At 71.0% G+C, this 26,359-nt stretch carries 22 protein-coding genes; 13 read left to right on the top strand and 9 right to left on the bottom strand.

The features are described from left to right. Positions 1-4: 4 nt before the first annotated feature. Complete coding sequence (gene mgtA, locus ACZ6WH_RS34990; protein WP_469733657.1) at positions 5-2,650, bottom strand: magnesium-translocating P-type ATPase; 2,646 nt, start codon at positions 2,648-2,650, stop codon at positions 5-7. Beyond that, the gene (locus tag ACZ6WH_RS34985; RefSeq protein ID WP_469733655.1) at positions 2,634-2,990 is read right to left on the bottom strand and encodes an ArsR/SmtB family transcription factor; all 357 of its coding nucleotides are present in this window, start codon (positions 2,988-2,990) and stop codon (positions 2,634-2,636) included. The genes mgtA and ACZ6WH_RS34985 overlap by 17 nt, the downstream gene beginning before the upstream one ends. Before the next feature lie 228 nt (positions 2,991-3,218). On the opposite strand from ACZ6WH_RS34985, the gene ACZ6WH_RS34980 reads away from it, so the two are divergent. Further along, positions 3,219-3,440, top strand: a complete 222-nt coding sequence (locus tag ACZ6WH_RS34980) for a hypothetical protein (protein WP_469733653.1) — start codon at positions 3,219-3,221, stop codon at positions 3,438-3,440. 113 nt (positions 3,441-3,553) lie between these two features. Beyond that, positions 3,554-4,582, top strand: coding sequence for a sporulation protein (locus ACZ6WH_RS34975; RefSeq protein WP_469733651.1), 1,029 nt, complete (start codon positions 3,554-3,556; stop codon positions 4,580-4,582). Positions 4,583-4,609: 27 nt separating this feature from the next. Here ACZ6WH_RS34975 and ACZ6WH_RS34970 read toward each other — a convergent pair whose 3' ends face one another. The 3 genes from ACZ6WH_RS34970 to ACZ6WH_RS34960 all read right to left on the bottom strand — a co-directional run bounded on the left by ACZ6WH_RS34970 (position 4,610) and on the right by ACZ6WH_RS34960 (position 7,364). Beyond that, entirely contained in the window at positions 4,610-5,191 is a 582-nt protein-coding gene (locus tag ACZ6WH_RS34970; protein ID WP_469733649.1) for a cupin domain-containing protein, read from the bottom strand. A 90-nt stretch (positions 5,192-5,281) separates the two neighbouring features. After that, the gene (locus ACZ6WH_RS34965) at positions 5,282-6,163 is read right to left on the bottom strand and encodes a universal stress protein (RefSeq protein ID WP_469733647.1); all 882 of its coding nucleotides are present in this window, start codon (positions 6,161-6,163) and stop codon (positions 5,282-5,284) included. A gap of 100 nt (positions 6,164-6,263) precedes the next feature. After that, entirely contained in the window at positions 6,264-7,364 is a 1,101-nt protein-coding gene (locus ACZ6WH_RS34960; protein WP_469733645.1) for a baeRF2 domain-containing protein, read from the bottom strand. A gap of 251 nt (positions 7,365-7,615) precedes the next feature. On the opposite strand from ACZ6WH_RS34960, the gene ACZ6WH_RS34955 reads away from it, so the two are divergent. The 8 genes from ACZ6WH_RS34955 (at position 7,616) to ACZ6WH_RS34920 (ending at position 16,263) form a co-directional block, all read left to right on the top strand. Then, entirely contained in the window at positions 7,616-8,914 is a 1,299-nt protein-coding gene (locus tag ACZ6WH_RS34955; protein WP_469733643.1) for a flavin-containing monooxygenase, read from the top strand. 10 nt (positions 8,915-8,924) lie between these two features. Next, positions 8,925-9,395 (top strand): RidA family protein, encoded by a 471-nt coding sequence (locus ACZ6WH_RS34950; protein WP_469733641.1) that lies wholly within the window; start codon positions 8,925-8,927, stop codon positions 9,393-9,395. After that, a complete protein-coding gene (locus tag ACZ6WH_RS34945; RefSeq protein ID WP_469733639.1) occupies positions 9,392-10,057 on the top strand; it encodes a DUF1028 domain-containing protein in 666 nt (221 codons plus the stop codon). Before ACZ6WH_RS34950 ends, ACZ6WH_RS34945 begins: the two co-directional genes overlap by 4 nt. A gap of 53 nt (positions 10,058-10,110) precedes the next feature. Continuing rightward, a complete protein-coding gene (locus ACZ6WH_RS34940; protein ID WP_469733637.1) occupies positions 10,111-11,202 on the top strand; it encodes a M20 family metallopeptidase in 1,092 nt (363 codons plus the stop codon). 82 nt (positions 11,203-11,284) lie between these two features. Then, on the top strand, positions 11,285-12,727 hold the full coding sequence (locus tag ACZ6WH_RS34935; RefSeq protein WP_469733635.1) for an aspartate ammonia-lyase: 1,443 nt from the start codon (positions 11,285-11,287) through the stop codon (positions 12,725-12,727). 111 nt (positions 12,728-12,838) lie between these two features. Beyond that, positions 12,839-14,209, top strand: a complete 1,371-nt coding sequence (locus ACZ6WH_RS34930) for an MFS transporter (protein WP_469733633.1) — start codon at positions 12,839-12,841, stop codon at positions 14,207-14,209. A gap of 46 nt (positions 14,210-14,255) precedes the next feature. Beyond that, positions 14,256-15,182 carry a LysR substrate-binding domain-containing protein gene (locus ACZ6WH_RS34925; RefSeq protein ID WP_469733631.1) on the top strand — a complete coding sequence of 309 codons (927 nt, stop codon included), beginning with the start codon at positions 14,256-14,258 and terminating at the stop codon, positions 15,180-15,182. A gap of 238 nt (positions 15,183-15,420) precedes the next feature. Further along, positions 15,421-16,263 (top strand): putative RNA methyltransferase, encoded by an 843-nt coding sequence (locus ACZ6WH_RS34920; protein ID WP_469733629.1) that lies wholly within the window; start codon positions 15,421-15,423, stop codon positions 16,261-16,263. Here ACZ6WH_RS34920 and ACZ6WH_RS34915 read toward each other — a convergent pair. Next, positions 16,232-17,143 carry an EamA family transporter gene (locus ACZ6WH_RS34915; protein ID WP_469733627.1) on the bottom strand — a complete coding sequence of 304 codons (912 nt, stop codon included), beginning with the start codon at positions 17,141-17,143 and terminating at the stop codon, positions 16,232-16,234. The two genes, ACZ6WH_RS34920 and ACZ6WH_RS34915, sit on opposite strands and share 32 nt — an antisense overlap. A 40-nt stretch (positions 17,144-17,183) precedes the next feature. On the opposite strand from ACZ6WH_RS34915, the gene ACZ6WH_RS34910 reads away from it, so the two are divergent. Next, complete coding sequence (locus ACZ6WH_RS34910; RefSeq protein WP_469733625.1) at positions 17,184-17,705, top strand: MarR family winged helix-turn-helix transcriptional regulator; 522 nt, start codon at positions 17,184-17,186, stop codon at positions 17,703-17,705. Positions 17,706-17,719: 14 nt separating this feature from the next. On the opposite strand, the gene ACZ6WH_RS34905 is transcribed toward ACZ6WH_RS34910, so the two are convergent. After that, a complete protein-coding gene (locus ACZ6WH_RS34905; protein ID WP_469733623.1) occupies positions 17,720-18,709 on the bottom strand; it encodes a hypothetical protein in 990 nt (329 codons plus the stop codon). A gap of 437 nt (positions 18,710-19,146) precedes the next feature. On the opposite strand from ACZ6WH_RS34905, the gene rph reads away from it, so the two are divergent. After that, complete coding sequence (gene rph / locus ACZ6WH_RS34900) at positions 19,147-21,789, top strand: rifamycin-inactivating phosphotransferase (protein ID WP_469733621.1); 2,643 nt, start codon at positions 19,147-19,149, stop codon at positions 21,787-21,789. 166 nt (positions 21,790-21,955) lie between these two features. On the opposite strand, the gene ACZ6WH_RS34895 is transcribed toward rph, so the two are convergent. Continuing rightward, positions 21,956-23,116, bottom strand: a complete 1,161-nt coding sequence (locus ACZ6WH_RS34895; RefSeq protein WP_469733619.1) for a S1 family peptidase — start codon at positions 23,114-23,116, stop codon at positions 21,956-21,958. 173 nt (positions 23,117-23,289) lie between these two features. After that, a complete protein-coding gene (locus ACZ6WH_RS34890) occupies positions 23,290-25,776 on the bottom strand; it encodes a beta-L-arabinofuranosidase domain-containing protein (RefSeq protein WP_469733617.1) in 2,487 nt (828 codons plus the stop codon). Between the two features lie 139 nt (positions 25,777-25,915). Here ACZ6WH_RS34890 and ACZ6WH_RS34885 point away from each other — a divergent pair, with 139 nt between their 5' ends. Beyond that, positions 25,916-26,347 (top strand): GNAT family N-acetyltransferase, encoded by a 432-nt coding sequence (locus tag ACZ6WH_RS34885; protein WP_469733615.1) that lies wholly within the window; start codon positions 25,916-25,918, stop codon positions 26,345-26,347. Positions 26,348-26,359 lie beyond the last annotated feature (12 nt).

The raw sequence follows: 26,359 nt of genomic DNA, 5'->3' as shown, positions 1-26,359 counted from the left end.
GCCCTCAGCCGTCCCGCAGGCTCCGCTCGTGGCGCGCCCGGGCGGCCAGCAGGGCGAGCGCGTACAACGTGAGGACGGCGGTCAGCAGCAGGTAGTACGCGGGCGGCAGCGCCGCCATGTTCAGTGCGGGGCCGAGCGGCGTCAGCGGGAACAGGACGCCGATCGCCGCGAGCGCGGCGGCGGCCCACCGTACGGGGCTCGGCGCGCGCCCCTCGGCGGCGCCGCGGCCGGTGCGCAACAGCACCATCACCAGAGCCTGGGTGAGCAGGTTCTCGGTGAACCACCCGGCGTGGAAAGCCGCTTCGCCGCCGCTGCCCGCCGTGTGTCCGGCGAGCGCCAGCACCGCGAAGGTGGCGAGGTCGGCGACGGCGTTGAGCAGCCCGAAGCCGGTGATGAAGCGGAGGAGCGCGCGGGGCAGCAGCTCGGTGGGGCGGCGCAGCGCGGAGCGGGGCGGCCGGTCGTGGGCGAAGGCCAGCTGGGCGGCGTCGAAGAAGAGGTTCTGGACGAGGACCTGGGCCGGGAGCATGGGCAGGAACGGCAGCAGCAGACCGGCCGCGAGCATCGCGATCACGTTGCCCAGGTTCGAGGAGAGGGTGATGCGCAGGTACGTCGCGATGTTGCCGCTGCTGTGCCGGCCCGCGCAGATCGCGTGGTCGATCGCCGTCAGGTCCTTCTCGGCCAGCACGGCATCGGCGCTGTCGCGGACCACATCGACGGCGTCCCGCGGGCAGATGCCCACATCGGCGGCGTGCAGCGCGGGCAGGTCGTTGACGCCGTCACCGAGGAAGCCGGTGGTGTGCCCGCCGGCCCGCAGCGCGGACACCACCCGGGCCTTGTGGGCGGGTGTGCAGCGCGCGAAGACGGTCGTACGGCGGGCCGCTCCGGCCAGCTCCGCGTCGGTGAGTGCGTCGATACCGTCCGCCGTGAGCACCGCACCGGGCGCCAGGCCCAGGTCCCGGCAGACCCGGACGCCGGTGCCGGGATGGTCGCCGGTGAGCACCTTGACGGCGAGGCCGCGCCGGGTGAGGCCGGCCAGGGCGTCGGCGGCGGTGGGCGCGAGCGCGTCGCGCAGCGCGACGAAGCCGCGGAAGACCAGGCCGCGCTCGTCGGCCGGGGTCCAGTCGCGGTGCCGGGCCGGCCGTTCGGCGGTGGCGACGGCGAGCAGCCGCAGGCCGCCCGCGGTCTCGCGGGCCGCGAGCGCGCGCAGCCGGTCCCGCTCCTCGTCGGGCAGCGCGCACCGCTGGAGGACGTCCTCGACGGCGCCCTTGACCACGAGCGTGTGGACGCCGAGCCGGCCAGGGCCGCGGACGACCGCGGTGGCGAGCCGGCGTACGGGGTCGAAGGGGAGCGCCGCCACCCCGTCGTACGAGGTCAGCGCGTCCTCGTCCACCGCTTCGAGGAGCGCCTCGTCCAACGCGTCGGGGACGGGCAGGTCGGCGAGGTGCAGCGTCCACCAGGAGTTCACCGCCGCCCACCGGAGCACCTCGGGCGCGTCCCGCCCTTCGGCGTCCAGCGCGCGGTGGAGCACCGGGCGGTCCTGGGTGAGCGTGCCGGTCTTGTCCAGACACAGCACATCGACCGCGCCCAGGTCGTGCAGTGCCGGCAGCCGCTTGACGATCACACCGTGGTCGCGGGCCAGCAGGGAAGCGCCGCGCGCCAGGCAGGTCGTGACGATGACCGGCAGCATCTCCGGCGTCAGTCCGACCGCCACCGCCACCGCGAACGGCAGCGTCTCCAGGCCGCGGCCGCGCAGCGCCGCGCCCGCCAGCAGCACGAGCGGCGGGGTGAGCAGCATGAACCGTACGAGGAGCCAGGAGACCCGGTGCACCGACCGGTCGAACGCACTCGCCGCGCGGCGCCCCGGGCCGCCGTGCGCGGTGGCGAAGCGGGTGCGCGGCCCGGTCGCCACGACGACCGCGGTGGCGCTGCCGGAAGCCACGCTGCTGCCCTGGAAACACATCTGCGGCTGGTCGAGGACGCCGGCCCGCGGTGGCTCCGGCGCGTCGACCGGACGCTTGGCGACCGGAGCGGACTCCCCGGTGAGCGCCGCCTGATGCACTGTCAGGCCGGTCGCCTTCAGCAGCCGGACATCGGCCGGTACCAGGTCGCCGGGGCCCAGCCGGACGACGTCCCCGGCCACCAGGAGGCCGGCGGGTGTCTCACGGTCCCGCGCCGGCGCGTCCCGCTCCGTACGGCGCAGCACCGTGGCGGTGGTGGCCACCAGCTCACGCAGCGCGGCCATGGAGCGGTCGGCGCGGTACTCGCCGGAGGAGCGCAGGACGCAGCTGACCACGACCAGCGTCAGGATCACTCCCGCCGTGCCCCAGGCCGTCACGGTGGCGGACACCAGGGCCAGACAGAACAGCACGGCGGTGAAGGGGTCGCGCAGACTCCGTACGAAACGGCGCGGCCAGGACGCGGTGCGCCACGCGGGGAGGGTGTTCTCGCCGAACCGTGCCAGCCGCTCCTCGGCCTCGCGCTCGGTCAGGCCGCGCGGACCGGTGTCCAGGTGCCGCAGCAGTTGCATCGTGGGAAGGGCGTCCGCGCCGGGAGACGCATCGTCAGATACGGGGCCGAGTGCCGCCGCGCGGACCTCCCGGTCGGCGTACGGTGTGCCGCGGGCCCCGTCGGTCTCAGGCGCCGAGGTCACGGCGACGCCGGGCCGGGGCCTGCGCGGTACGGTCCGAGAGCTGGCCGACGATCAGCCGCATCGCGGTCACCATGTCCGGGTCGTCGACGAAGTACACCTGCCGCCGGCCCTCCCGCCGCGACCGTACGAACCCGGCCAGCTTCAGCTTCGCCAGATGCTGGCTCACCGCGGGCAGCGCACCGCCCACCCGCTCCGCGAGCCCCGTCACATCGCTCTCGCCCTGCGCCAGCACCCAGACGATGTGCAGCCGCGCGGGCGAGGCCAGCAGGCCGAAGACGGCAGCCGATTCGGACAACACCTCGGCGGACGGATCCTCGAAGTCCCCGGCTCCTGCCGCCACGATCGCTCTCCCGTCCTGCCCGGTCCGTGCCTCCCGGCACGGTTTTGCGCCCTTCAGTTTAGGCGCACGCACCACCGCGCCGCCGCTCGCCACCTGCCCTGCCGGGGTGGCCGATAATGATCGCCGCCGCTGCCGTATCTACAGAGCTGTAGAACTTTCTCGTAGCCTGTCGCGTGACACCCCCGCCGCCCCCCGCGGCAGGCACTCACGACCACACAGAGGAGAGACATGGCTTCGATCGACCTCACCAAGGTGCTCGACAAGGTGTGGGCGGAGAAGGACCTCGCGGAGGTGCTCGCAGCGCCGGCGTCGGCGCTCAAGGGCGTATCGGACCGCCAGGGCGCGCTGCTGGAGGAGGCGTTCGGCATCAAGACCGTGTCCGACCTCGCCCACCTGAAGTACTTCCACTGGGCGTCGGCCCTGGCGACGCTGGACGCCACTGCCAAGTAGGCCAGCGGCGGCACAGTGGTGGTCCCGGCGCGGGACCACCACCCGACCGACCCCTCCTCGTCCCCCATCCGCTCACCCTTCCCCCAACTGAACAATTGAAGGAGAACGCCGCGATGGTGTTCAAACGGCTGCTCGGCGCGATCGGCGTGGGAGCCCCCTCGGTGGACACGGTCCTGGACGGCGGCGCCGTCCGGCCCGGTGACAGCCTGTCCGGACAGGTGCATCTCGAAGGCGGCAGCGCCGCCTTCGACATCGAGCACATCACCCTCGAACTCGTCGCCCGCGTCGAGGCCGAGCACGACGACGGGGAGCGCGAAGGCGCCCTGTCCTTCGACCGGTTCACGGTCGGCGGCGGCTTCCGCCTCGCCGCGGGCGAGCGGCGCAGCGTCCCGTTCACCGTCCGGCTCCCCTGGGAGACGCCGGTCACCGAGCTGTACGGGCAGCCGCTCGGCATCGTCCTCGGCGTACGCACCGAACTGGCCGTGGCCGGCGCCAAGGACAAGGGCGACCTGGACCCGCTGCGGATCGGGCCGCTGCCCGTCCAGGAGGCGATCCTGGAGGCCCTCGGGCAGCTCGGCTACGGCTTCCGCTCCGCCGACCTGGAGCTCGGGCACATCCGCGGCACGGGCCAGACGCTCCCCTTCTACCAGGAGATCGAGCTCACCCCGCCCCCGCGGTACGCGCACGCCGTCAACGAGATCGAGGTGACCTTCCTCGCCACGCCGGGCGGAATGGAGGTCGTCCTGGAGGCGGACAAGCGCGGCGGCCTCTTCTCCGACGGCCATGACGTGGTCAACCGCTTCACCGTCGGCCACGACGGCGTCGAGCACATCGACTGGAAGACGCAGGTGGACTCCTGGGTGCGGCAGCTCGTGGACAGCCACGGTGCGCACGCCGCCGGGCACGCCGGTCCGTACGCACCCCACGACGACCACGCGGCTCCCCACTTCGCCGGCCACCACCACGACGGTCACCATCACGACAGCGGCCACCGCTCCGGCCCGAGCACGGGGGCCGTCGTGGCGGGCGTCGCCGCGGGTGCCGCGGTCGGCGTGGTGGGCGGATTCGTCGCCGCCGAGGTCATCGACGAGGTCTTCGACGACGAGGACGAAGGCGAGGACCAGGGCGGCGACGAGGACTGAGCGCCTGCTGCGGCCGGCCCGCTGCGGTCAGCCCGCCGCGGGCGGCTCCGGTGTGTCCGCACTGCCGAGGACGTACAGCTCGGGGAGGTTCACGACGATCGCCTCCTGCGTACTGCGGGCGATCACGACCACCGCCTCGTCGTCCGGGCTCGGATTCTCCTCGCGGTGCGGCACGTAGGGCGGTACGAAGATGTAGTCGCCCGGTGAGGTGCGGATGCGGACCTCTTCCGGGGTGCCCGAGGAGTCGTCGAGGAAGACGAACTCCGGGTGCCCCTTGACCACGTGGATCGCCGTCTCGGAGGCGCCGTGGTGGTGGTTGGAGGAGGCGGTGGACGGGGCGACGTGGGTCTGGCCCATCCAGATGCGCTCCGACCCGACGGTGCCGCCGCTGATCGCGGCGAGCCGCCGCATCCCGCCCGTCTGCGCGGTGTCCCCGTCCAGCGCGCCGGCCCGTACGTGGTGGAGCCGGGCGCGCAGCGGAAGCTGCTCGCCGTCGCCGTCGCCGTCGTGGTCGTGGTGCGGCAGGTCGGGGTGGAAGGCGTCGTGTCCCGTTGCGGTGTCCGGCTCGGCGGAAGGCGTGGTGCCGGACGGATCGGTCTGTGAGGGCATGTGCCGCACCGTAGCACCGCCGCCGGCGTCGTCCTCCGGCGCGAACGCCCGCGGTCCGGCGCGTACCGCGGTGGCCGGCGTGCGGCGGTGTCAGGCGTCGGTCACCACGGCGACCGGGGCGTCGGCGAAGTGCAGTACGGCGTGCCCGACCGCGCCGATGTGCCGGCCGCCGGGCCGGCCGCGTGCTCCCACGACCAGCAGTTGTGCGTCGGAGGAGGACGACAGCAGGACTTCCGACGCACCGCCGAATTCGAGGACCGGTGTCACGGAGACCTGCGGATACCTCTCCCGCCAGGGAGCGAGCGTGTCCTCCAGCGTCTGCCGCTCCAGTTCTTCGAGGCCGCCGTGCTCGTCGGCGCGCCGCATCGTCGACGGCCGGAAGGAGAAGACGGTGGGCAGGCTCCACGCCCGCACCGCACGTACCGCCGCACCGCGGGACGCGGCCGCTTCGAAGGCGAACGACAACACCGCGGCGGCCGCCTCGCCCGCGTCCTGCAGTCCGACGACGATGTCACCGCTGCTGCCCTCGCCACCGCCGCCTTCCGCCCCGTCCTCGCGGCCGCGGACCATGACGACCGGACACCGGGTCCGCTTGAGCACCTTGAGGCCGATCGAACCCACCAGGAACCCCAGCACCGGGCCGAGCGCACGTGAACCCAGCACGAGCAACGCCGCGTCCTCGCTCCGCCCGGCCAGCCCGGCGGCCTCCGGTCCCGTCACGACTTCGCCCGTGACCCGTACGTCCGGATGGCGCGCGCTCACCCGCTCCTCGGTGTCCCGTACCAGGCGGGCGGCGACGGCCTGCTGCGCATCCGGCGCCATGGCGAGCGATACGTTCGCCAGCCGCTGCGGATCCCAGGCGTGCACCAGGGTGAGCGGCAGACCGCGGCGGAGCGCCTCCTCCGCCGCCCAGTCGGCGGCAGCCGTGCTCTCGGCGGAGCCGTCGATACCGACGACGACGGTCGAAGCCATCCGAAGGACCTTCCGATGAGACGGAGCGTGCCGGGCGATCTGCACCGTGACGGTGCGTCAGGTGCGACCTCGTTCAGTATGCGCCGGGGTGCGCTGTCGGTCAGTAGCGCAGCAGGGCGGCGACGCCGTCCGTACAGCGCATCGGCGGGAGGATTTCGGTGAACCCGGCGTCGCCGAGCACGGCCGAGCGGAGCAGGAGCGCGCCCGCGGGGCCGCTGAAGACCTCGGCATCGTCCCCGAGCGCGGCGGCATCGGTACCGAGCGCCATCGGGTCGCGGCGGGAGGCGTACAGCTCCGGGTCGCCGGTGCGGTCGGCGGCCAGGAACAGGGTCTCCACCCTGCCCTGCGCCAGCGCCTCCTTCACGGCGGGAATGCCCTCCAGAGCCTGCTCGTGACCGCTGGCCAGCTTCGACTTCAGCTCCTCCAGCACCTCGCGATGGCCGGCGTCCATGGCCTCCCGCACGGCCTCGTCCACGCTCGCGCGCAGCCCGGCCTGCGCGGACGCGTCCGCCCGGCCGCCCTCCACGTACACCAGCCGCCCCGCCGGCGGCCGCTCGGCCAAGTGCTCCCGCAGCAGGCCCAGGGCCTTGGGGTCCCCGGCGATCAGGATCACCGCGGCGTCGACCTCGGCGGCCGCCGCCCGTACGTCGTCGGCGGCCTGCGCGGTGTTCTCGCTCCACACGTTCACGCTGCGCCGGTGGAAGGAGGACTGTGCCTCGGCGCCGGCCCGCACCCGGGAGATGTGCAGGGTGCTGCCGTGGAAGGTACGCCGGAAGGACGGCTCGTGGGCGGCCGCCGGGTACGCGTCGACGTCCGCGCCCTCCCGGTCCACCGCGACCACGACATGGGGCAGTTGGTGGTCGCGGTCGATCACCAGGTCCAGCGGATCGGCCACGGGGAGGACGGTGGCACTGTCGGCGCGCGGCGGCTCCGCCATGGTGTACACACCGAGCAGTTGCCCGGCGGCGGCGAACAGCGCTTCGCCCTGCGGCCCCGGCACGTCCGGCACGCCGCCGACCGCCTCGTCGAGCACGGTGAGGGTCTCCTCGTCCGCGCCCTGCTCGGCCAGCAACCGGCGCGCTGCCCGCCAGCGCAGTTCGATCTGCTTGCCGGAGTCGTGGGCCTCGCGCGCGGTGTCCAGGTGCACCGATGCGACGGCGCTGCCGCCCTCGTAGAGGGGACGGAGAAACTGCAGGTCCATGGCTGTGTCCGGGCGCTTTCGCCCCGCTGCCTTCCCTCTCGGTGCTGCCGAAGCGGTCACGGCACACTAATTCACGTACCGTCCGAAACCCCTCGAATTGCGCCGTGCGAGGCGTGTCAGCCACGCGCGCTGCATCTATAAATCAGATCGCCTGCAACGAAAACAACTGTTGGACAGAATTTCGGGTGCGTCTGAGGATCTCTCGTGCGGTAGATCGGTCGGCTCGGCAGCGGGCATGGACTACCGCCTGATTGGAGGTCGAATTGTCGAGCGAAGAGACTGAAGTAGTCGTCGTCGGGGCGGGCCAGGCAGGCGTGGCGATGAGTGAGCACCTGGGAGCCTGCGGCATACCGCACGTCGTCCTGGAGCGGCACCGTATCGCCGAGCGGTGGCGTTCGGAGCGGTGGGATTCCCTGGTCGCGAACGGGCCCGCGTGGCACGACCGATTCCCGGGGCTGGAATTCTCCGACATCGACCCCGATGCCTTCGCTTCGAAGGAAAAGGTCGCGGACTACTTCGTTGCGTACGCCGAGAAGATCGGTGCGCCGATCCGGTGCGGGGTCGAGGTGACCTCGGTGCGGAAGCACACCGGGCGGCCCGGCTTCCGCGTCGAGACGTCGGAGGGCGTCATCGACACGCGCTTCGTCGTGGCCGCGACCGGACCGTTCCAGCGGCCCGTCATCCCGCCCATCGTCCCGAACGGCGCTGTTCCCGTGCAGCTCCACTCCAGTGGGTACCGCAACCCGGAGCAGCTGCCCGAGGGCGCGGTCCTCGTGGTCGGGGCCGGCTCCTCGGGCGTCCAGATCGCCGACGAGCTGCGCCGGTCCGGCCGCCGGGTCCTCCTCTCCGTCGGCCCCCACGACCGGCCGCCCCGCGAGTACCGCGGACGCGATTTCTGCTGGTGGCTCGGTGTGCTCGGGCGCTGGGACGCGGAGACGCCTCCGCAGGGCGCCGAACACGTCACCATCGCGGTCAGCGGTGCACGCGGCGGCCACACCGTGGACTTCCGCGCCCTGGCCGCCGACGGTGTCGAACTCGTCGGTCTGACCGCGTCGTACGACGAGGGCGTGCTGCGCTTCGCGCCGGACCTCGCCTCGAACATCGCGCTCGGCGACGAGAAGTACCTGGAGCTGCTGCGGGCGGCCGACGCGTACGTCGAGCGCAACGGACTGGACCTGCCGGAGGAGCCGGAGGCCCACGTCCTGGGGCCGGACCCGGACTGTGTGACCAGCCCCCGACGGGAACTCGACCTGGCCGAGGCCGGTGTCACCTCGATCGTCTGGGCGACGGGCTTCGCCGCCGACTACAGCTGGCTCCAGGTCGACGCGTTCGACGAGAAGGGCCGGCCGGAGCAGCGGCGCGGTGTGTCGTCCGAGCCCGGCGTCTACTTCCTGGGCCTGCCCTGGCTGTCCCGCCGCGGGTCGAGCTTCATCTGGGGGGTCTGGCACGACGCCAGGCACGTCGCCGACCACATCACGACCCAGCGGGGATACCTCGCGTACGGCACCCCCGACCGCCCCGGCACCACGCCGGCGACCCAGCACGCCTGAGGAGCACAGAATGACCTCGACGAACGAAGGGCGCCAGGTGAAGGCCCCGATCGTCACCGGCGGCCACACCCGGATCCGGCCGTTCAACACCCGCGACACGTATCCCGAGCAGAGTCTCGACAACGACCTCTGCCAGGCCGTCGTCGCAGGCAACACCGTCTACGTACGGGGCCAGATCGGCCAAAACCTGGACACCAGCGAGTCCGTGGGCATCGGCGACGCCGAGGCGCAGGCCGAGCAGGCGATGGCCAACATCAAGATGCTGCTCGAAGAAGCGGGCAGCCGCCTGGAGCACCTGGTCAAGCTGACGATCTACCTGATCGACCCGCGTTACCGCGAGGCGGTGTACCGCACGGTGGGCCGCTGGACCAAGGGCGTGCACCCGATCTCCACCGGCCTGGTGGTGTCGGCGCTGGCCCGCCCGGAGTGGCTGTGCGAGATCGACGCGATCGCCGTAATCCCCGAGGAGGAGCAGGCATGACGTTTTCCCTGGTGGTCCGCGATGGCGAGCGCTTCGGCATCGTGGCCAGTTCGTCCAGTCCGGCGGTGGCGGCCCGGGTCGCCCATCTGCGGCCCGGCATCGGAGCCGCGACCTCGCAGAACATCACCGACCCCACCCTCGGGACCAGGCTGCTGGACCGGCTGGGCGAGCACGGCGACGCCGGACGCGCACTCACCGACGTCACCGAGGCGGTCGGCAACATCGAGTACCGGCAGCTGACCGTGGTCGGCCGCTCCGGTCCCGGGTTCGCCCACAGCGGCTCCCGGACGCTGGGCAAGCACGCCTCGGCCACCGCCGACGGTGCGGTGGCGGCGGGCAACATGCTCTCCGGCGAGCACATCCCCGACGTTCTCCTCGACACCTACTTCGCGACCACGGGTGAGCTGGAGGAGCGGCTCGTCGCCGCACTGCGGGCCGCCGTCGCGGCCGGCGGTGAGGAGGGGCCGGTGCATTCCGCGGGTCTCTCGGTGGTGGCGGACGTGGACTGGCGCGTCACCGACCTGCGCGTGGACTGGGCCGACGACCCCGAGGAGCGGCTCGCGGACCTCGTGTCGGTATGGCTGCCGCAGCGGGACGACTACGTGCGGCGCGGTCTCGACCCCGCTTCCGCACCCTCGTACGGCGTTCCGGGCGACCTGTGATGGGCCCGCGGAAAGAGGCTGCCCGGCGCGAAATCGACCGGCACGCACAGGAGTTGATCGCTCTCTCGGAGCGGCTGCACGCCGACCCGGAGACCGCCTGGGAGGAACACCGGGCCGCGGCCGCCGTACCGGAACTCCTGGACCGGGCGGGCTTCGATGTCACCCCCTCCTACCTGGGGCTGGAGACGGCGTTCCATGCCCGGTTCGGCAGCGGGCCCCGGCGGATAGCGCTGTGCGCCGAGTACGACGCCCTGCCCGGACTCGGCCACGCGTGCGGGCACAACCTGATCGCGGCGAGTTCGGTCGGTGCCGCGCTCGGGCTGGCCGCCGTCGCCGACGACGCCGGGCTCACCGTGGAGGTCTACGGCACCCCCGCCGAGGAGGGCGGCGGCGGAAAGATCGAGATGCTGGAGCGCGGCGCCTTCGCCGGCGTGGACCTGGCGATGATGGTGCACCCGGCGCCGGTGGACGTGGCCGAGGCCCGTCCGTTCGCGGTCAGCCACTCCAAGGTCTCCTACACCGGCAAGTCCGCGCACGCCGCGGCATACCCGGAGGCCGGGATCAACGCGGCCGACGCCTTCACCGTGGCTCAGGTCGCCATCGGACTGCTGCGCCAGCAGCTGCCGGCCTCGTCCCGCGTCCACGGTGTGGTGACGCACGCCGGGGACGCACCGAACGCCATCCCCGAGCGCTCGACGGGACGCTGGTACGTCAGGGCCGAGACGCTCGCCGAACTGGCCGAGCTGGAGCCACGCGTCATGCGTGCCTTCGAGGCGGGCGCCCTCGCGACGGGGTGCGAGCTGGAGATCGAGCCGGAGAGCAAGCCGTACGCGGAGTTCCGCACGGACGAGACCGCGCTCGGCCACTACCGCGCCAACGCCCTCGCCCTGGGGCGGGAGTTCGCGCCGCCGGGACAGGCCGCGCGGATGAACCGGGCCTCCACCGACATGGGCAACGTCTCGCAGGTGGTGCCCGCCATCCACCCCTACATCGGCATCGGCTCCCTGCCCGCCACCAACCACCAGCACGAGTTCGCCGCGTTCTGTGTGGGCGGGACGGCCGAGCGTGCCCTGTTGGACGGTGCCGTCGCGCTGGCCTGGACCGGTGTGGACCGGGCGACGCCTGCCGGGGAAACGGCGGCGTGAAGAGGGTGGCGCCCGTGGGAACGGCTCGCCACGCCTCGACCTGACGTTCATCCCCCGATCCCCGACAACCCGGAGGACCCCGATGTCCCTGACTCCCGGCTCACAGCACACCGCCCCGGCGAGCGGCGGGCACCGGACGGAGCACGACATGCTCGGCGCCGTCGACGTGCCGGCGGATGCCTACTACGGAGTGCACACGGTGCGTGCCGTGGCCAGCTTCCCGCTGACCGGGGAGACGCTCGCCGCCCGGCCCCACCTGATCGGTGCCCTGGCGGCGGTCAAGCACGCCACGGCCCGCGCCAACGCCGAGGTCGGCGCCCTGGACGACCGACGCGCGTCGGCGATCGCGGACGCCTGCGCCGAGATCCGTGACGGTGCGTTGCGTGAGCAGTTCGTCGTCGACCTCATTCAGGGCGGCGCGGGCACGTCGACCAATATGAACGCCAACGAGGTGATCGCCAACCGGGCCCTGGAACTGCTCGGCCGCCCCCGCGGGGAGTACTCCTCCCTGCACCCCCTGGACCACGTCAACCTCGGGCAGAGCACCAACGACGTCTATCCGACCGCGGTGAAGCTGGCTCTGGACGCGCACCTCGCCGAACTGCTGGCCGCCGTGGCCGGCTTGCGCGAAGCGTTCGAGGCCAAGGCCGCCGAGTTCGCCGATGTGCTGAAGATGGGCCGCACCCAGCTGCAGGACGCCGTGCCCATGACGATGGGTCAGGAGTTCGGCGCCTTCGCCGCCACCCTCGCGGAGGACGAGCAGCGCCTCGGCGAGGCCCGCCTGCTGCTGCACGAGCTCAACCTGGGCGGTACGGCCATCGGTACCGGCCTCAACGCCCGCCCGGGCTACCGGGAACGCGCGGTGGAACACCTGCGCCGGCTGACCGGGATTCCGACGCTCGTGTCCTCGCCCGATCTCATCGAGGCCACCCAGGACGTCGGGGTCTTCGTCCAGCTGTCCGGCGTGCTCAAGCGCGTCGCCGTGAAACTGTCCAAGATCTGCAACGACCTGCGGCTGCTGTCCTCGGGGCCGCAGGCGGGGTTCGGCGAGATCGACCTTCCCGCCCGCCAGGCGGGTTCGTCCATCATGCCCGGCAAGGTCAATCCGGTGATCCCCGAAGCGGTCAACCAGATCGCGTTCGAGATCATCGGCAACGACGTGACCGTCACCCTCGCCGCCGAGGGCGGTCAGCTCCAGCTCAACGCCTTCGAGCCGATCATCTACCGGAGCCTGGGCGGCGGCCTCGACCACCTCACCGCGGGGATCGGGGTCCTCACCGAACACTGCGTACGCGGCATCACCGCCAACCGGCGCCGGCTCGCGGAGACCGTCGCCGCCTCCACCGGACTGGTCACCGCGCTCAGCCCCGCACTCGGCTACGAGACCGCCTGCGCCATCGCCCTGGAGGCACACCACACCGGCACGCCCGCGCTCGACCTGATACGTGAGCGCGAGCTGCTGACCGAGGCCGAACTCCGCGTACTCACCAGCCCGGCCTCCCTGACCGGCCTGCCCACCCTCTGAGAGCACGACCGCGAGCACCACCGATCTGAGAGCACCACCGCTCTGAGAACACGACGCCGACGGCATCCGTACCGCCCCGGCTCTTCCACCCATTCCCACAAGGAGGTGCATATGCCCACCTGCAACAAGGACGCCACGACGACGGAGGCCGAGGTGGCCACCGATGTTGTCGCACTGCGCAGAAGCGTCGTCGCGGGAGCCATCGGCGTGTTCGTGCACTGGTTCGACTGGGCTGCGTACGCCTATCTCGCCGGTACCGTCGCGACCGTGTTCTTCCCGGCCGAGGACAGTACGACCGGGCTGCTCGCCGTGTTCGGCGTCTTCGCCGTGTCGTTCGGCATCCGCCCCATCGGTGCCATGGTGTTCGGTCCGCTCGGCGACAAGATCGGACGGAAGCGCACCCTGTCGCTGGTCATCTTCATGATGTCCGGCGCCACCCTCACCATCGGTCTGCTTCCCGGCTACGCATCGATCGGGATCGCCGCCCCGATACTCCTGGTGGCCCTCCGCCTCGTCCAGGGCTTCGCCGCGGGCGGCGAGTTCGGCAGCGCGGCGAGCTTCCTCGCCGAGAGCGCCCCGCGGCGCCGCCGCGGATTCGGTGTCAGCTGGCTGGAGGTCGGCTCCCTGCTGGGCTTCCTCGCCGGCTCCTTCGTCTTCCTGCTGCTGTCCACGAGCCTCGACGACGGCCAGCTCACGTCCTGGGGCTGGCGCATCCCCTTCCTCGTCTCCGCGCCGCTCGGCGTCATCGGCGTCATCATCCGCAACAAGATCGAGGACACCCCGGAGTACCGGGCACTCGAAGCCAACGACGCCGTGCCGAGCAGCCCTGTACGGGAACTGTTCCGCTCGCACAAGCGGCAGTTGCTCCAGGCGGCCGGCCTGATGACGGCCATGCACGTGCCCTTCTACATGGTGCTGACGTACCTGGTCACGTACGAGACCGACCATCTGGGCCACTCGGCCGACAGCGCAGCGCTGCTGTCCACGGTGATCTCACTGCTGGGCCTGGTGCTCGTTCCGGTCTTCGGCCACCTCTCCGACCGGGTGGGACGCAAGCCGGTCTTCGTGGGAGCCACCGTGGCCCTCCTGGTCGTCTCCACTCCCGCGTTCCTCCTCATGCGGGTCGGGCTCGCCGGAACCTGGGCCGCCGGGCTGCTGCTCGGCGTGATCCTCGCGGCGATCCTCGGTACGTACGCGGTGTGGTCGGCGGAGACCTTCCCCACCCGCACCCGCCAGAGCGGCCTGTCCATCGCCTACAACCTCACCGCCGCCCTGTTCGCCGGCACGGTGCCCTACGTCATGACCGTGCTCATCTCGGCGACCGGCAGCACTCTGGTACCGGGTCCGTACCTGATGGTGTTCGCCGTCGGCGGCCTCGTCGCCGCCCTGTCCCTCAAGGAGACCAAGGGTTCCGCCCTGCTGCGCCCCGAGGACGTCTCCGACGCACCCGCGGAGGCCCGCCGGGCGACGCCTGCCGCATGAGGCCGGGCACGGGACGCGATTCACGAGGCGCAAGGGCCGGTCACGTATGACGCCACTGACGGGTTTCACCCTCGTTCAGCTCCGCTACTTCCTCGTCACCGCCGAGTGCGGGTCGATGACGGAGGCGTCCGGGGAGCTGCACATCGCACAGTCCGCCGTGTCCACGGCCATCAACAACCTGGAGCGTGACCTGCGAGTGCAGCTCTTCCTCCGCCGCAGGGGCCGGGGGCTGACCCTGACGCCGGCGGGGGAGAGGCTGCAGCAGCATGCGCGGGAGCTGCTGGCCCGCGCATGCGAGGTCGAACGGGAGGCCCGGGGAGACGGTGAGACCATCTCCGGGCCGGTGACCGTCGGCTGCTTCGTGACCCTGGCGCCGTACTACCTGCCGCCCCTGTTCAGCGAGTGCACCGACCGCTGTCCGGGCATCGAGATCAACGTGGTGGAAGGGGAGACGGACCAGCTCGTCCAGGCGTTGGGCGCGGGACGCATCGACTTCGCCCTCACCTACGACATCGGCCTGTCTGCCGAGCTGAACCTGCTCAGCGAAACGATCGCGCCCGCCCCGGCCTACGTCATCGTCCCGGCCGGTCACCCGCTGGCCGGGCAGGGCGCCGTGGAGCTGGCCGAACTGTCGGCGGAGCCCCTCGTCCTGCTCGACCTGCCGCACAGCCGCGACTACTTCCGCTCGCTGGTGGCCGCCACCGGCGTCGCGCCCGATGTCCGCTACCGCACCCGCAGTTACGAGACCGTACGGTCCCTGGTGGCCCGGGGCCTCGGCTACTCCGTACTGAACCAACGGCCGGCGACGAGCCAGACCTACGGCGGCGGCGAGATCGCGGAGCTGGAGCTACGGGACGGCAGCCCCCCACTGCAAGTCAAACTCACCTCCGTCGCGGGCATGACCCAGACCACCCGGACCCGGGCGGTGATGGACCTGCTGCGCGAAATCGCCACCCGTCCTCCCGGGAACTGACCTGCGAGAAACCGGCCAGGGAATTGATCGCCATCGGGCGCTGTGAATTCGACTGACAAGTTGAAGGTCCGGCGAGGTGGAATGCGTTGCCCTGAATTCGGATGTCCGGACACCGGGGAAAGGGCGGCATCCCGAGCTGCCCCTTTTCGCCGGCCGCCCGGTGAGGTCCGCCACTGCCGCGCCCCGCGATAAGCTTGCAGGAGGTAATCCCCGGCTGCCCACGGATGAACGGTGCCTCATGCTGAACAGAGTCGTGCACGCACTCGCTTGCCCTCACTGCGGCGCCGCGCTCGACCAACGTGATCGCGCCCTGCTCTGCTCCGCTGGTCACAACTTCGACATCGCGAAGCAGGGCTATGTGAACCTGCTGTCGGGCGCGACGAAGCTCAGCGCGGACACCAGGGAAATGGTGGAGGCGCGTGCCGGATTCCTGGCAGCCGGGCACTACGCCCCCATTTCCGAGGCGCTGGTCGAGCTGGCACTCCGTACGAGCGATCCGGCGGAGTCCGGCTGTGTCGTCGATATCGGCGGTGGCACCGGTTACTACCACGCGCGGGTGATGGACGCCTTTCCGGACGCCGTGGGAGTCCTGCTCGACATTTCGAAGTTCGCAGCGCGGCACGCGGCCAGGACGCATCCGCGGATCGGTGCCGCGGTGGCCGACGCATGGCAGGGGCTGCCCCTCCAGGACGGTGCCGCTTCCCTGGTGCTGAACACCTTCGCACCGCGCAACGGCCCGGAGCTGCGGCGGATCCTGGCGCCCGGCGGAGTCCTGCTGGTCGTCACCGCCCGACCCGGCCATCTCCAGGAGCTGATCGATGCGCTGGGCCTGCTGCGCGTGGACGACCGCAAGGAGTCGAGGCTGACCGAACAGCTCGCCCCGTACTTCACGGTCGCCGAGTCCGAGCAGCTGACGCGGACGATGACGCTCGACCACCAGGCGCTGGCCCAGCTGGTCGCCATGGGCCCCAACGCCTGGCATCACGACGCCCAGGACGTCCAGGAGCGGGTCCGGAAACTGCCGGAATCGAGCCCCGTCACCCTGTCCGTCACACTGACCGCGTACCGGCCGCTGCCGTAGCCGAGCGCTGCGCCGCCGTCCTGCCGCGTCGCCCGGCACCCCTGGGGCGCCCGAGGGCGACCCCCGCCAACACCAGGGCCAGACCGCACAGTTGCTGCGGAGCCAGTGCCTCGCCGGCGAGCGCCAGCCCGAGCAGTACGCCCGTAACGGGGTTGAGCAGACCGACCAGGCCCACGGTTCCCGCGGGCAGATGCCGTAGTCCGGTGAACCAGGCGGCGAAGGCCAGTGCCGTGGCGATCAGGGTGACGTAGCCGAACGCGAGGAGCGTCGGTGGGGAGAGCACGGGCGGAGCGCCTTCCGTGACAGCGGCGATCGGCAGCAGGAACAGGCCCCCGGCGGTGAGTTGCCAGGCGGTCGAGGCGAGTACGTCGGTACCGGCGCTCCATCGCTTGGTCAGAACGTAACCGACGGACGACGTCAGCATGGCGGTGGCCGAGGCGAGGACTCCGGCCGCACTCACTCCTCCCGCCCCCGTGAGCAGCATGAGGCACACCCCCGCCAACCCGGTCGCCGCGCCGGCCAGATGGGCGGCTCGGGGCCGCTCGGACACCAAGAGCCAGGCCATGAGCATCATCGTCAGCGGGGCCAGTGCCATGACGGTCGAGGCGATGCTCGTCGGAAGCAGCTGGGAGGCGGCGTAGACGAGGACGAAGAACACGCTCACATTGAGCAGCCCGAGCACCGCGGACCGCCACCACCACGCACCGCGTGGCAGCCGTCTGCGCAAGGCCAGCAGGACGAGGCCGGCGGGCAGTGCCCGAAGGGCGGCCCCGTACAGCGGGTGGTCCGCCGGCAGGAACTCGCGTGTGACGTAGTAGTTGGTTCCCCAGGCCACCGGCGCGACCGCCGTCAGCGCCACCCAACGCACATTGGCTTCCATGGAAGCTAATGTACCTTCCTGGGAAGCTACTATGGGATCCATGAACGATCGGCAACCGCTGGACCGCGTGGCCCGCATCCAGGCCGACTGGCGCCGCGAACGCCCCGACCTCGACGTCGGCCCGCAGGGAGTGATCGGCCGGCTGCACCGGCTGGGCGACCGCCTTACCGACAACCTCTGCCTCGTCTACGAGCGCTACGGCCTGAGCGAGGGGGAATTCGACGTCCTGTGCGCACTGCGCCGCGCCGGTGAGCCCTACGAACGGGCTCCCGGCGAGCTTGCCGCGCACACCATGGTCACCACCGGCGCGATGACGAAGAGAATCGACCGCCTGGAGCGCGCCGGACTCGTCACCCGCCGCCGCTCCGACAACGATCAGCGCGGTCGGATCGTCGCCCTCACCACACCCGGGCGTGACCTCATCGACCAGGCATTCACCGACCACATGCACAACGAGCGCCGGCTACTGGACCTCCTGACACCCACCGAGGCCACCGCCCTCGAGAAGCTGCTCACGACCTGGCTCTCTCATATGGAACAGCCCACCCCCGGCAGTGAGTGACCTACCGCGGTGTCTTACGGAGAGGCGTGGAGTGACCGGGACCGAAGGTGGGCGTGGAGGGCCGCGAAGGCCGTGTACGTGAGGGGGAGCGTCAGGGCCGCGGTGACCAGGAGGCCCACGATGACGGGGGCGAGGATGCCGGCGTAGTAGGCGGCGAAGAAGTTTCCCGTGGCCTGTTCGAGGAGGGTGCGCACGAGGGGACGCAGCGGCAGGGCGAGCTGCACCACCAGCCGGAGCACCCCGGCGGTGAGCGCGGCCAGCGGCAGTGCGAGGGCGAGGACGCGGAGCCCTCCGGTGCGCGTCCACGTCAGCGACCAGGAACGCCGCAGGGCCGCGACGGGGCCGAGCCCGTCGGCCGCCGCTGCCGGGGCGAGGGCGAGCGCGAGACGCAGCAGCACGGCGACGACAATGGCCGCCACCGGGGAGGTCTTGACGAGTGTGTGGGGCCACGATCCACGCGTCAGAATCTCGTCCTCGGTGTCGATCTGGTAGCCGGTGAGACTGTCCGCCACAGCCATGAAGAGCAGCGGCAGCGCCCATACGGCGAGGCCGCGCAGCGTGTACACAACGAGCAGCGGCCGCAGCCGCGCGCGGCCCGCGGCGCGCAACGAGTCACCGGCCTCGGGAGTTTGCACCCCCACGGCGACGGCGCGTGAGCACACACTCTGCAGGGCCGCGCTGCCCATGCCGAAGAGGAGCAGGAAGAGCGGGAGCGTGCAGGCGGCGACCAGTCCCAGGTCGCTGTGATCGTGCAGGTAGGGGTCCTCGTTGTGGTGGTACCAGACGCGTTGGTTCCGCATGTGGGTGAAGAGGGGCCAGCCCAGCGCGAATATCGCGGCCGTCAGCAGCAGCCCGATCAGCCCGGCCGACCCGACGACACGTACCGTCGCACCCGCCAGCGCTCGCCGGTGCTGCCGCAGGACGGCGAACGTCGTGGCGGTGACACCGCGTCCCGAGTCCACGCTCGGCGGCGCTGTGCGGTCGTGTGGTGTGGTGCGCGTCATGGTGCGAGCCTTCTGTACGTTCCGGTTCCGTTCCCCGTGGGGACGCGAGACGGACCGTAACGGTTCTTCGGACGTGCGAGGTTCCGCGGCTGCATCCGTGGGCCGACGGCAGAAGGAAATGACAAAGGCAAGGAGAAGTTTCTCCTTGCCACTCTCAATGTATAGCGCAACGGGGGGCTTGCGGCAAGGCCCGGGGGGTGCAGCAAAATCCTCCGTCGAGGCCACAACCTGCGGAAATGGGGACACGACGTGCGTGTGTTGTCGACGTCTGGGGGACGCGGTGACGTCGGACCAGGGAGGGAACCGGCAGTGCGGTCGCAAGCGCACAGGACGGTGCGGACGCGCCGGACAAGAGGTTCGGCAGAACCTGAGGCGCCGGTGATTCGATGGGCCGGTGCGGTACGACGACAGGACACGACTGCCTCGGAGGTGGCGCGGTGATCGAGCAGTACGTGTGGAATCTTGACGAGGCCGACGAGACGCAGGTCGCGGCCGTCGGCGGCAAGGGCGCCCACCTGGGCGGGCTGGCGCGGATCGAAGGCGTACGCGTACCGGCCGGCTTCTGCGTGACGACGGACGCCTTCCGGCGGATCGTGGCGGAGGCGCCGGCGGTCAGCGATCGGCTCGATCGGCTGTCGCGCCTGAACCCGGACGACCGGGAGGCGATCCGCACGCTCAGCGCGCAGATCCGCCGGACCGTCGAAGACATCGCCATCCCGGACGATCTCGCGGCGGCGATCACCGGCGCGCTCGCCCGGCTCGGCGACCGGGCCGCCTACGCGGTCCGGTCCAGCGCGACGGCAGAGGACCTGCCGACGGCCTCCTTCGCCGGTCAGCAGGACACGTACCTGAACATCGTGGGGCCGACGGCGATCCTCCAGCACATCAGCCGGTGCTGGGCCTCGCTGTTCACCGAGCGGGCCGTGACGTACCGTCAGCGGAACGGCATCGACCACCGTACGGTCCACATGGCCGTGGTCGTGCAGCAGATGGTCTTCCCGCATGCGTCCGGCATCCTGTTCACGGCCGACCCCGTCACGGGCAACCGGAAGGTCGCCACCGTCGACGCCGGCTTCGGCCTCGGCGAGGCACTGGTCTCCGGCCTGGTGAACCCGGACGTCTACAAGGTGCGGGACGGCGAAGTCATCGCCAGGACGATCGCCGCCAAACAGCGTGCCGTGCACGCCCTGCCGGCCGGCGGCACGCAGGAAGTGGAGATCGACTCGCGGCGGCAGGAGCAGCCGGCGCTGACGGACGCCCAGGTCGTGGATCTTGTGCGGCTCGGGCGGCGGATCGAAGCCCACTTCGGCAGCCCGCAGGACATCGAATGGTGCCTGGCCGATGACGACGCCGGCTTCCAGATCGTGCAGAGCCGGCCGATCACTACGCTCTTTCCGATCCCCGAGGCCGACGACCAGGAGAATCACGTCTATGTCTCCGTCGGTCATCAGCAGATGATGACCGACCCCATGAAGCCCCTGGGGCTCTCCGTGTGGCAGCTGACGGCCATGGTGCAGATGCACACGGCCGGCGGGCGGCTGTTCGTCGACACCACCGGGCGGCTGGCCTCGCCCGCGAGCCGCGCGGGCCTCCTGGACGTCATGGGGAAGGGGGACCCGCTGGTCAGGGACGCGCTGGAGACCGTCCTCGACCGCGACGGCTTCGTACCGTCGCTCCCGGACGCGGGTCCCGGCGGGCCTCCCCCCGGCCCGGGGAGCCGGGGAGGTACCCCCAAGCCCGGCGGTGCGTCCGCTCCGATCGAGACCGACCCGGCCATCGTCACCGAGCTGATCGAGCGCAGCCAGGCGTCCATCGCGGCCCTGGAGCGCGACATCCGGACGAAGACCGGACCGGCGTTGTTCGACTTCCTGCTGGAAGCCTTCGAGGAGCACAAGCGGGTCCTCAGCGATCCGCTGAGCATGCAGGCGATCATGGCGGGGATGGAGGCCACGTGGTGGCTCAACGACAAGCTGCAGGAGTGGCTGGGCGAGAAGAACGCGGCTGACACGCTCACCCTGTCCGCCCCCGACAACATCACCTCGGAGATGGGGCTGGCGCTGCTCGACGTCGCGGACGTGATCCGCCCGCATCCGGAGGTGGTGGCGTTCCTCCAGGGTGTCGGCGTCGAGGACGAGGACTTTCCGGACGAGCTGGCGAAGCTCGCGGGCGGGTCCGAAGCGCGCGACGCCATCGAGTCCTACCTCGACCGGTACGGCATGCGCTGCGTCGGCGAGATCGACATCACGAGGCCGCGTTGGCGTGAGCGCCCCACCACGCTCGTTCCCGTGATCCTCGACAACGTCAGGAACTTCGAGCCGGGCGCCGCCGAGCGGCGCTTCGAGGAAGGCCGGCAGAAGGCGCAGCAGAAGGAACAGGAGGTGTTGTCACGCTTGCGGGCCCTGCCGGACGGGGACCGGAAGGCCGACGAGGCCAAGCGGATGATCGACCGGGTCCGCACCTTCATCGGGTACCGGGAGTACCCGAAGTACGGCATCATCAGCCGCTACTTCGTCTACAAGCAGGCGCTGCTGGCGGAGGCCGAGCGCCTCGTGCGGGCAGGCGTGCTTCCCGAACAGGAGGACGTCTTCTACCTCACGTTCCAGGAGTTCCACGACGTCGTGCGCTCGCACCTGGTGGATGACCAGCTCATCCAGCAGCGCAAGGACGCGTTCCGGTCGTACCACGCGCTCACCCCGCCCCGGGTGCTCACCTCGGACGGCGAGGCCGTCACCGGTGCGTACCGGCGCGACGACGTACCGGCCGGCGCCCTGGTCGGCCTGCCGGTCTCCGCCGGGACGATCGAGGGACGGGCACGCGTCGTCCTCGACATGGCGGAGGCCGACCTCGAAGCGGGCGACATCCTGGTCACCGCCTTCACGGACCCCAGCTGGTCGCCGCTGTTCGTCGGCATCGCGGGCCTGGTGACGGAGGTGGGCGGCCTGATGACCCATGGCGCGGTGATCGCCCGGGAGTACGGCCTGCCGGCCGTGGTGGGCGTGGAACAGGCCACCCGGCGGATCCGGGACGGACAGCGGATCCGCGTACACGGAACCGACGGATACGTCGAGCTCCTGCCGTGACCCAGCACACGGCGAAGACCTGAGAGGAGCGGCCTGCGCCATCGCCGCCGGTTCATCGCCGGTGGTGGAGATGGTGCAGGCCGCAGCCCGTTCGCGGTGTCGGCCCCAGGGCAATTCAGGGCCGTGCGGCGTCAGGGCCCGTCCGGAGTCAGGACCCCGTGCAGAGTCAGGACGTGTGCAGCGTCAGTCCGTAACGGCTCAGGATCTCGTTGACGGGCTGGAACCAGGTCTCCCCGCCGCTGGAGCAGTTGCCCCAGCCCCCGGAGGTGACACCCTGCGCCTGGTCACCGCTGATGAACGAACCGCCCGAGTCGCCGGGTTCGGCGCAGACGCTGGTCTTGGTCATCTGATGCACCGCGCCCTCGCTGTAGTTCACCGTCTCGTTCTTGGCGAGTACGGCGCCGCAGTGCCAGTGGCTCGTGGAGCCGGAACGGCAGATGGAGGCGCCGATCGGGGCCTCCGCCGAACCGCGTACGAGCTGGTCGGAGACCGTGCCCCAGCCGATGACCACCGGCACCGTCCACCAGCCGTTGCCCACACTGACCCAGGCGTAGTCGTTGTCCGGGAACGAGGATCCCTGGAACGTGCCGATGGCGGAACGGTCCCAGCCGCTGACGGCCGCACCGGCCTTGCCGCAGTGGCCGGCGGTGATGAACCCGCCGTGCACCGAGAAGCCTATGGAGCAGCGGACGTTGCCGGTGTAGTACGGGTCGCCGCCGACCGTGCCCGCCGCGAAGGTCCGGGGCGCGGACGCCACCGTCCGGACCTTGACCGGTCCGGACTCGCGGGCTCGGCTCACAAAGCGTTGGACATCGTTGTCAGCGCGCTTGTTTTTCACCACGTCGACCACCACGGTGTTGGCGGCAGGATCGACGTGCCAGCCGCTGACGCCGGTGGGTGCGTCGAGGCGGTCGATGCGTGTCTTGGCGGCGTCCAGCTTCTGGGCGCTGTGCTCGACGGTACGCACCTGGGCGCCGGTGGCGCGGACGGCCCGGACGGTGGCCGGTGTCGCGGCCGGTGTGACGGCCACGGTCAGCCGCTCGCGGCCGGCGTCGAACCACGAGCCGCCGAAGGCGTCTCCGGCGGCCCGTTCCGCCTTGGGTGCGATGCCGGTCGCGCGGCGTTCGGCCGCGATCCGGTGCTCGGCCTGCGCCCGGGTGAGGCCGAAGTCCTGCTGCATGGCCTTGAGCAGGCCGGTGGCGGCGGACGGGGCCTTGGCGGTGGTGGGGGAGTCGGCCGCAGCGGCCGGCAGGGTGCCCGACGCGGTCCAGCTGCCGAGCAGGAGGAGGGTGGCCACGCCGACGTGCTTGAGTCTGCTGCGTCTCACGGGAGTTGCCCTTCGTCGTTCCAGCAAGGATGGGTGGAACAACCGCTATTTGAGAGCGCTCTCATCGGGGTCGCGTCGAGCTTAGCCCGACCTGGGTATCAGGTCCATGCCAATGACGCCGGTACGAGCGCGGGGTGCTGCTGCCGGTGCGGGAGCGGCCTTCCCGGCCCTGGCTAGAGCAGCTTCCACCGCTGGTCGTCCGCCCCGGTGTCCTCGCGCAGGATGGCCTGGGCGCTGTTCTGCGTGGACCCGTCCAGCACGCCGAGTACCTTGCCGCTGAGCACGTGGGTGAGTGTGTGCCATCCGTCGCCGCTGTCGGTCATGCGCCACCGCAGGCCGGGGTCGTCATGGTCCGTGTACTGCACGACGCGCGCACCGTCCGTGCCCGAGCCGCCCTCGACACCGAGCACCTTGCCGCTGTAGCCGTTGCGTATGACGAGCTGGCCGCCGTCGCGTGGGAGAAGCTGCCAGGCGTGGTCGCCCGTGCCGGAGTTGTCGAACTGCACGACGCGTCCGCCGTCTTCCAGCGACATCCCGTCCACGGCGAGCACCTTCCCGCTGTGTTTGTTCTGGACGCGGTGGTACGGAGGCTCCTCGTGCCACCGCCGTCCCGTCGGCGAGACGGTGGGGAACGCGGTGAGACGCAGCCGGGCCGCGCCCATCGGTATCAGCGTCACCTGCTCCTCGGGGGCCTCGCTGCGGGCAGGGCTCGACTGGAGCGGGTTGACCACACCTTCGCTGTCGGCCGTCCACGCCGCGATGCGCCGGGCCGGGGCGCTGATCCGCACAGGGGTGCCGTCGTGGGTGAAGGGGTTGTCCGCCAGGGGCCTTCGGTCACGGTGAAACTTCAGCGCGGCGGCGGCTCGTTCGGCGTCGGCCGCTACATCAGCCGGATGCGCCGTATCCGCCGCGAGGGAGAGCCCGTAGTTCCACGGGGTGGTGGCATGCACCTCGTAGTGCGGGAACGTGGCGTCGCCGGCGTACTGGACGTACTTCTCACCGATGCGCAGCGAGTACGTGAGCGGTCCGTGATCGACGCTCACAGCGTTGCCGTTGCCGGGCCAGGTCCGCAGCGCGGTGTGCTGGGGCAGTCGGAGTGTGACCGTGTCACCGTCCGCCCACGTACGGTCGATCGTGACGAAGGCGGGACCTGAACGAGCCGTAGTACGACGGACGTTGACCTTGAGTGTGGGGTTGTCGCACCAGGCGGGGATGCGCAGCCGAAGCGGGAAGGAGAGTCGTTTGGGTGCGGAGAGGGTGAGGGTCACCGTCTCGTCGAAGGGGTAGTCGGTCTCCTCGCGGAAGGTGACCTCCGTACCGTCGGCGACCTTCGCGGTCACCTCGCCGGCGGCGTACATGACCGCGGCCAGTCCGTGGTCGGGGGTGGCGAGCCACAGTTCCTCGGTGAAGTAGGGCCAGCCCATGCCGTAGTTGTGCGGGCAACAGCGGTAGTTGTCGACACCGGGCTCGTAGGTCTGCATCGCGAAGCCGTTCTGGAACTGCCCCTGGGTCTTCTTCTCCCGGCCCAGATCGACGCTGTTGGCGCTGGTGATGTAGTGGATGGCCCTGCCCTGCGGGTCGAGGGAGGCGGGGAGCATGTTGAAGGCCAGGTCTTCGCACCGGTCTGCCCACAGCGGGTCGCCGGTGAGGCGGACCAGCAGTTCGTGGCTGGCCATGAACTCCACGATCCCGCATGTCTCGAAGCCCTGCCGGGGATCGCCGAAGCCGGGCCGCCGGTTCTCGTCGCCGGCGAAGCCGCCGCCGGGGAACTGGCCGTAGGTGCGCAGCAGTTCGCCGTACGCGCGGTAGGTGGCCTGCGTGAGCCGGGTGTCGCCGGACCGTACGGCGTACTGTGCGGGCTCGCGGAAGCCCTGCGCGATGTTGACGTTGTGCGGGCTGGGCAGCCGTTCTCCGGTCCAGTCGGCTCCGTACCGGTGCATCTTGTCGCAGAGATCGAGCAGGTACGGCTCGCCGGTGCGGTTGTAGAGCCACTGTGCGACGTCCAGCCCGTCACCCCACCGGAAGGAGACCCAGCTGCTGTCGAAGGCGCCCGGCCCCTGGGCGTTCATGAAGCGGGTGAACCGGGTCAGGAACGGCACGATGCGGTCATCGTGCGCGTACTCCTGCCAGGTGCGCAGTGCCATCAGGAGCGGCAGGAACGGCCAGAAGTCCGGGCCCCCGTTCAATGCCGTGCGCAGCGTGCGCGGGCCGAAGAAGCCGTCGTCCTGCTGGGTGGCGAGGATTGCGTCGATCCACCACCGGCTGTTCTCCAGCGCGGTGCTGTCGCGCGTGGCGATGGCCAGGCTGACGTAGCCGCGCAACCAGTAGGTGACTTCCTCCCAGCCGTTCTTTTCCGGGTCGACCCATCCGGTGTCCTCGAAGTCGAGGAAATGCGAGGCGCGTTCGTACTGGCCGCACAGCCCGTCGAGCTGGAGCTTGAGCTGCCCTGCGAGCCAGCCGTGCGCGGTGACGGAGCCCGGGGGCAGCCGCAGGAAGGCAGTGGGGGAGAGGGGCGCGGCGTTGGGGGCGTAATGGCCGCCGGGGGCAGGTGCCACCCGGCCGGTGGGAGGGGTGACTGCGGCGGCGTACCGGGCGGTCAGTAGCGGAGTGCCGAGCGCGAGGACGCCGGTGGCGAGCAACTGTCTGCGAGAGAGGGGCATGCGGGTGCCTCCAGAAAGACATGCGTTGACTTTTGCGCAGCCTTGATGGGGAAACATGTTAGGAACTGTGCGAGTAATTGCCCACCCTCAGGAAGCCCCATCTCACACAAGCTCCCGCGCCCCTGCTAGCGTGTAATGCATGAATACCGATACTGACCCTTACGAGCTGCGTGTCGGCGTCCCCTCCGTCGAGATCTTCCGAAAGCTGCGCACCGACGCCGGGCTCTCCGACAGAGCTCCCGAGGCGGTCGCGCCGGCCCTGCCCAACACGTGGCACGGCGTGGTGCTCCACCACGAGGGTGAGCCCATCGGTATGGGGCGTGTCATCGGGGACGGCGGCACCGCGTTCCAGATCGTCGACATCTGCGTGCACCCCGCACATCAGGGGCGGGGGCTGGGCAGGCGCATCATGGCCGCGCTCACCGAGGAACTGGAGCGCCGCGCGCCCGAGACGGCGTACGTCTCCCTGATCGCGGACGGGCCCGCGCGCTTCCTCTACGAGAAGTTCGGCTTCGCCGACACCGCCGAGCACAACTCGATCGGCATGTACCGCTGGATGCGCGCGAGCTGACGGCGCCGGCGG

Source organism: Streptomyces sp. NPDC050806 (assembly GCF_055586425.1).
The sequence above is the reverse complement of the archived record's forward strand: the minus strand, read 5'-3'. Positions and strand labels throughout refer to the sequence as shown.

Bases quoted from the DNA above. Each gene is read 5' to 3' on its own strand.
- ACZ6WH_RS34980 (WP_469733653.1), top strand. From the start codon at position 3,219: ATGGCTTCGATCGACCTCACCAAGGTGCTCGACAAGGTGTGGGCGGAG.
- ACZ6WH_RS34975 (WP_469733651.1), top strand. From the start codon at position 3,554: ATGGTGTTCAAACGGCTGCTCGGCGCGATCGGCGTGGGAGCCCCCTCG.
- ACZ6WH_RS34970 (WP_469733649.1), bottom strand. From the start codon at position 5,191: ATGCCCTCACAGACCGATCCGTCCGGCACCACGCCTTCCGCCGAGCCG.
- ACZ6WH_RS34965 (WP_469733647.1), bottom strand. From the start codon at position 6,163: ATGGCTTCGACCGTCGTCGTCGGTATCGACGGCTCCGCCGAGAGCACG.
- ACZ6WH_RS34960 (WP_469733645.1), bottom strand. From the start codon at position 7,364: ATGGACCTGCAGTTTCTCCGTCCCCTCTACGAGGGCGGCAGCGCCGTC.
- ACZ6WH_RS34950 (WP_469733641.1), top strand. From the start codon at position 8,925: ATGACCTCGACGAACGAAGGGCGCCAGGTGAAGGCCCCGATCGTCACC.
- ACZ6WH_RS34945 (WP_469733639.1), top strand. From the start codon at position 9,392: ATGACGTTTTCCCTGGTGGTCCGCGATGGCGAGCGCTTCGGCATCGTG.
- ACZ6WH_RS34935 (WP_469733635.1), top strand. From the start codon at position 11,285: ATGTCCCTGACTCCCGGCTCACAGCACACCGCCCCGGCGAGCGGCGGG.
- ACZ6WH_RS34930 (WP_469733633.1), top strand. From the start codon at position 12,839: ATGCCCACCTGCAACAAGGACGCCACGACGACGGAGGCCGAGGTGGCC.
- ACZ6WH_RS34925 (WP_469733631.1), top strand. From the start codon at position 14,256: ATGACGCCACTGACGGGTTTCACCCTCGTTCAGCTCCGCTACTTCCTC.
- ACZ6WH_RS34920 (WP_469733629.1), top strand. From the start codon at position 15,421: ATGCTGAACAGAGTCGTGCACGCACTCGCTTGCCCTCACTGCGGCGCC.
- ACZ6WH_RS34915 (WP_469733627.1), bottom strand. From the start codon at position 17,143: ATGGAAGCCAATGTGCGTTGGGTGGCGCTGACGGCGGTCGCGCCGGTG.
- ACZ6WH_RS34910 (WP_469733625.1), top strand. From the start codon at position 17,184: ATGAACGATCGGCAACCGCTGGACCGCGTGGCCCGCATCCAGGCCGAC.
- ACZ6WH_RS34905 (WP_469733623.1), bottom strand. From the start codon at position 18,709: ATGACGCGCACCACACCACACGACCGCACAGCGCCGCCGAGCGTGGAC.
- ACZ6WH_RS34890 (WP_469733617.1), bottom strand. From the start codon at position 25,776: ATGCCCCTCTCTCGCAGACAGTTGCTCGCCACCGGCGTCCTCGCGCTC.
- ACZ6WH_RS34885 (WP_469733615.1), top strand. From the start codon at position 25,916: ATGAATACCGATACTGACCCTTACGAGCTGCGTGTCGGCGTCCCCTCC.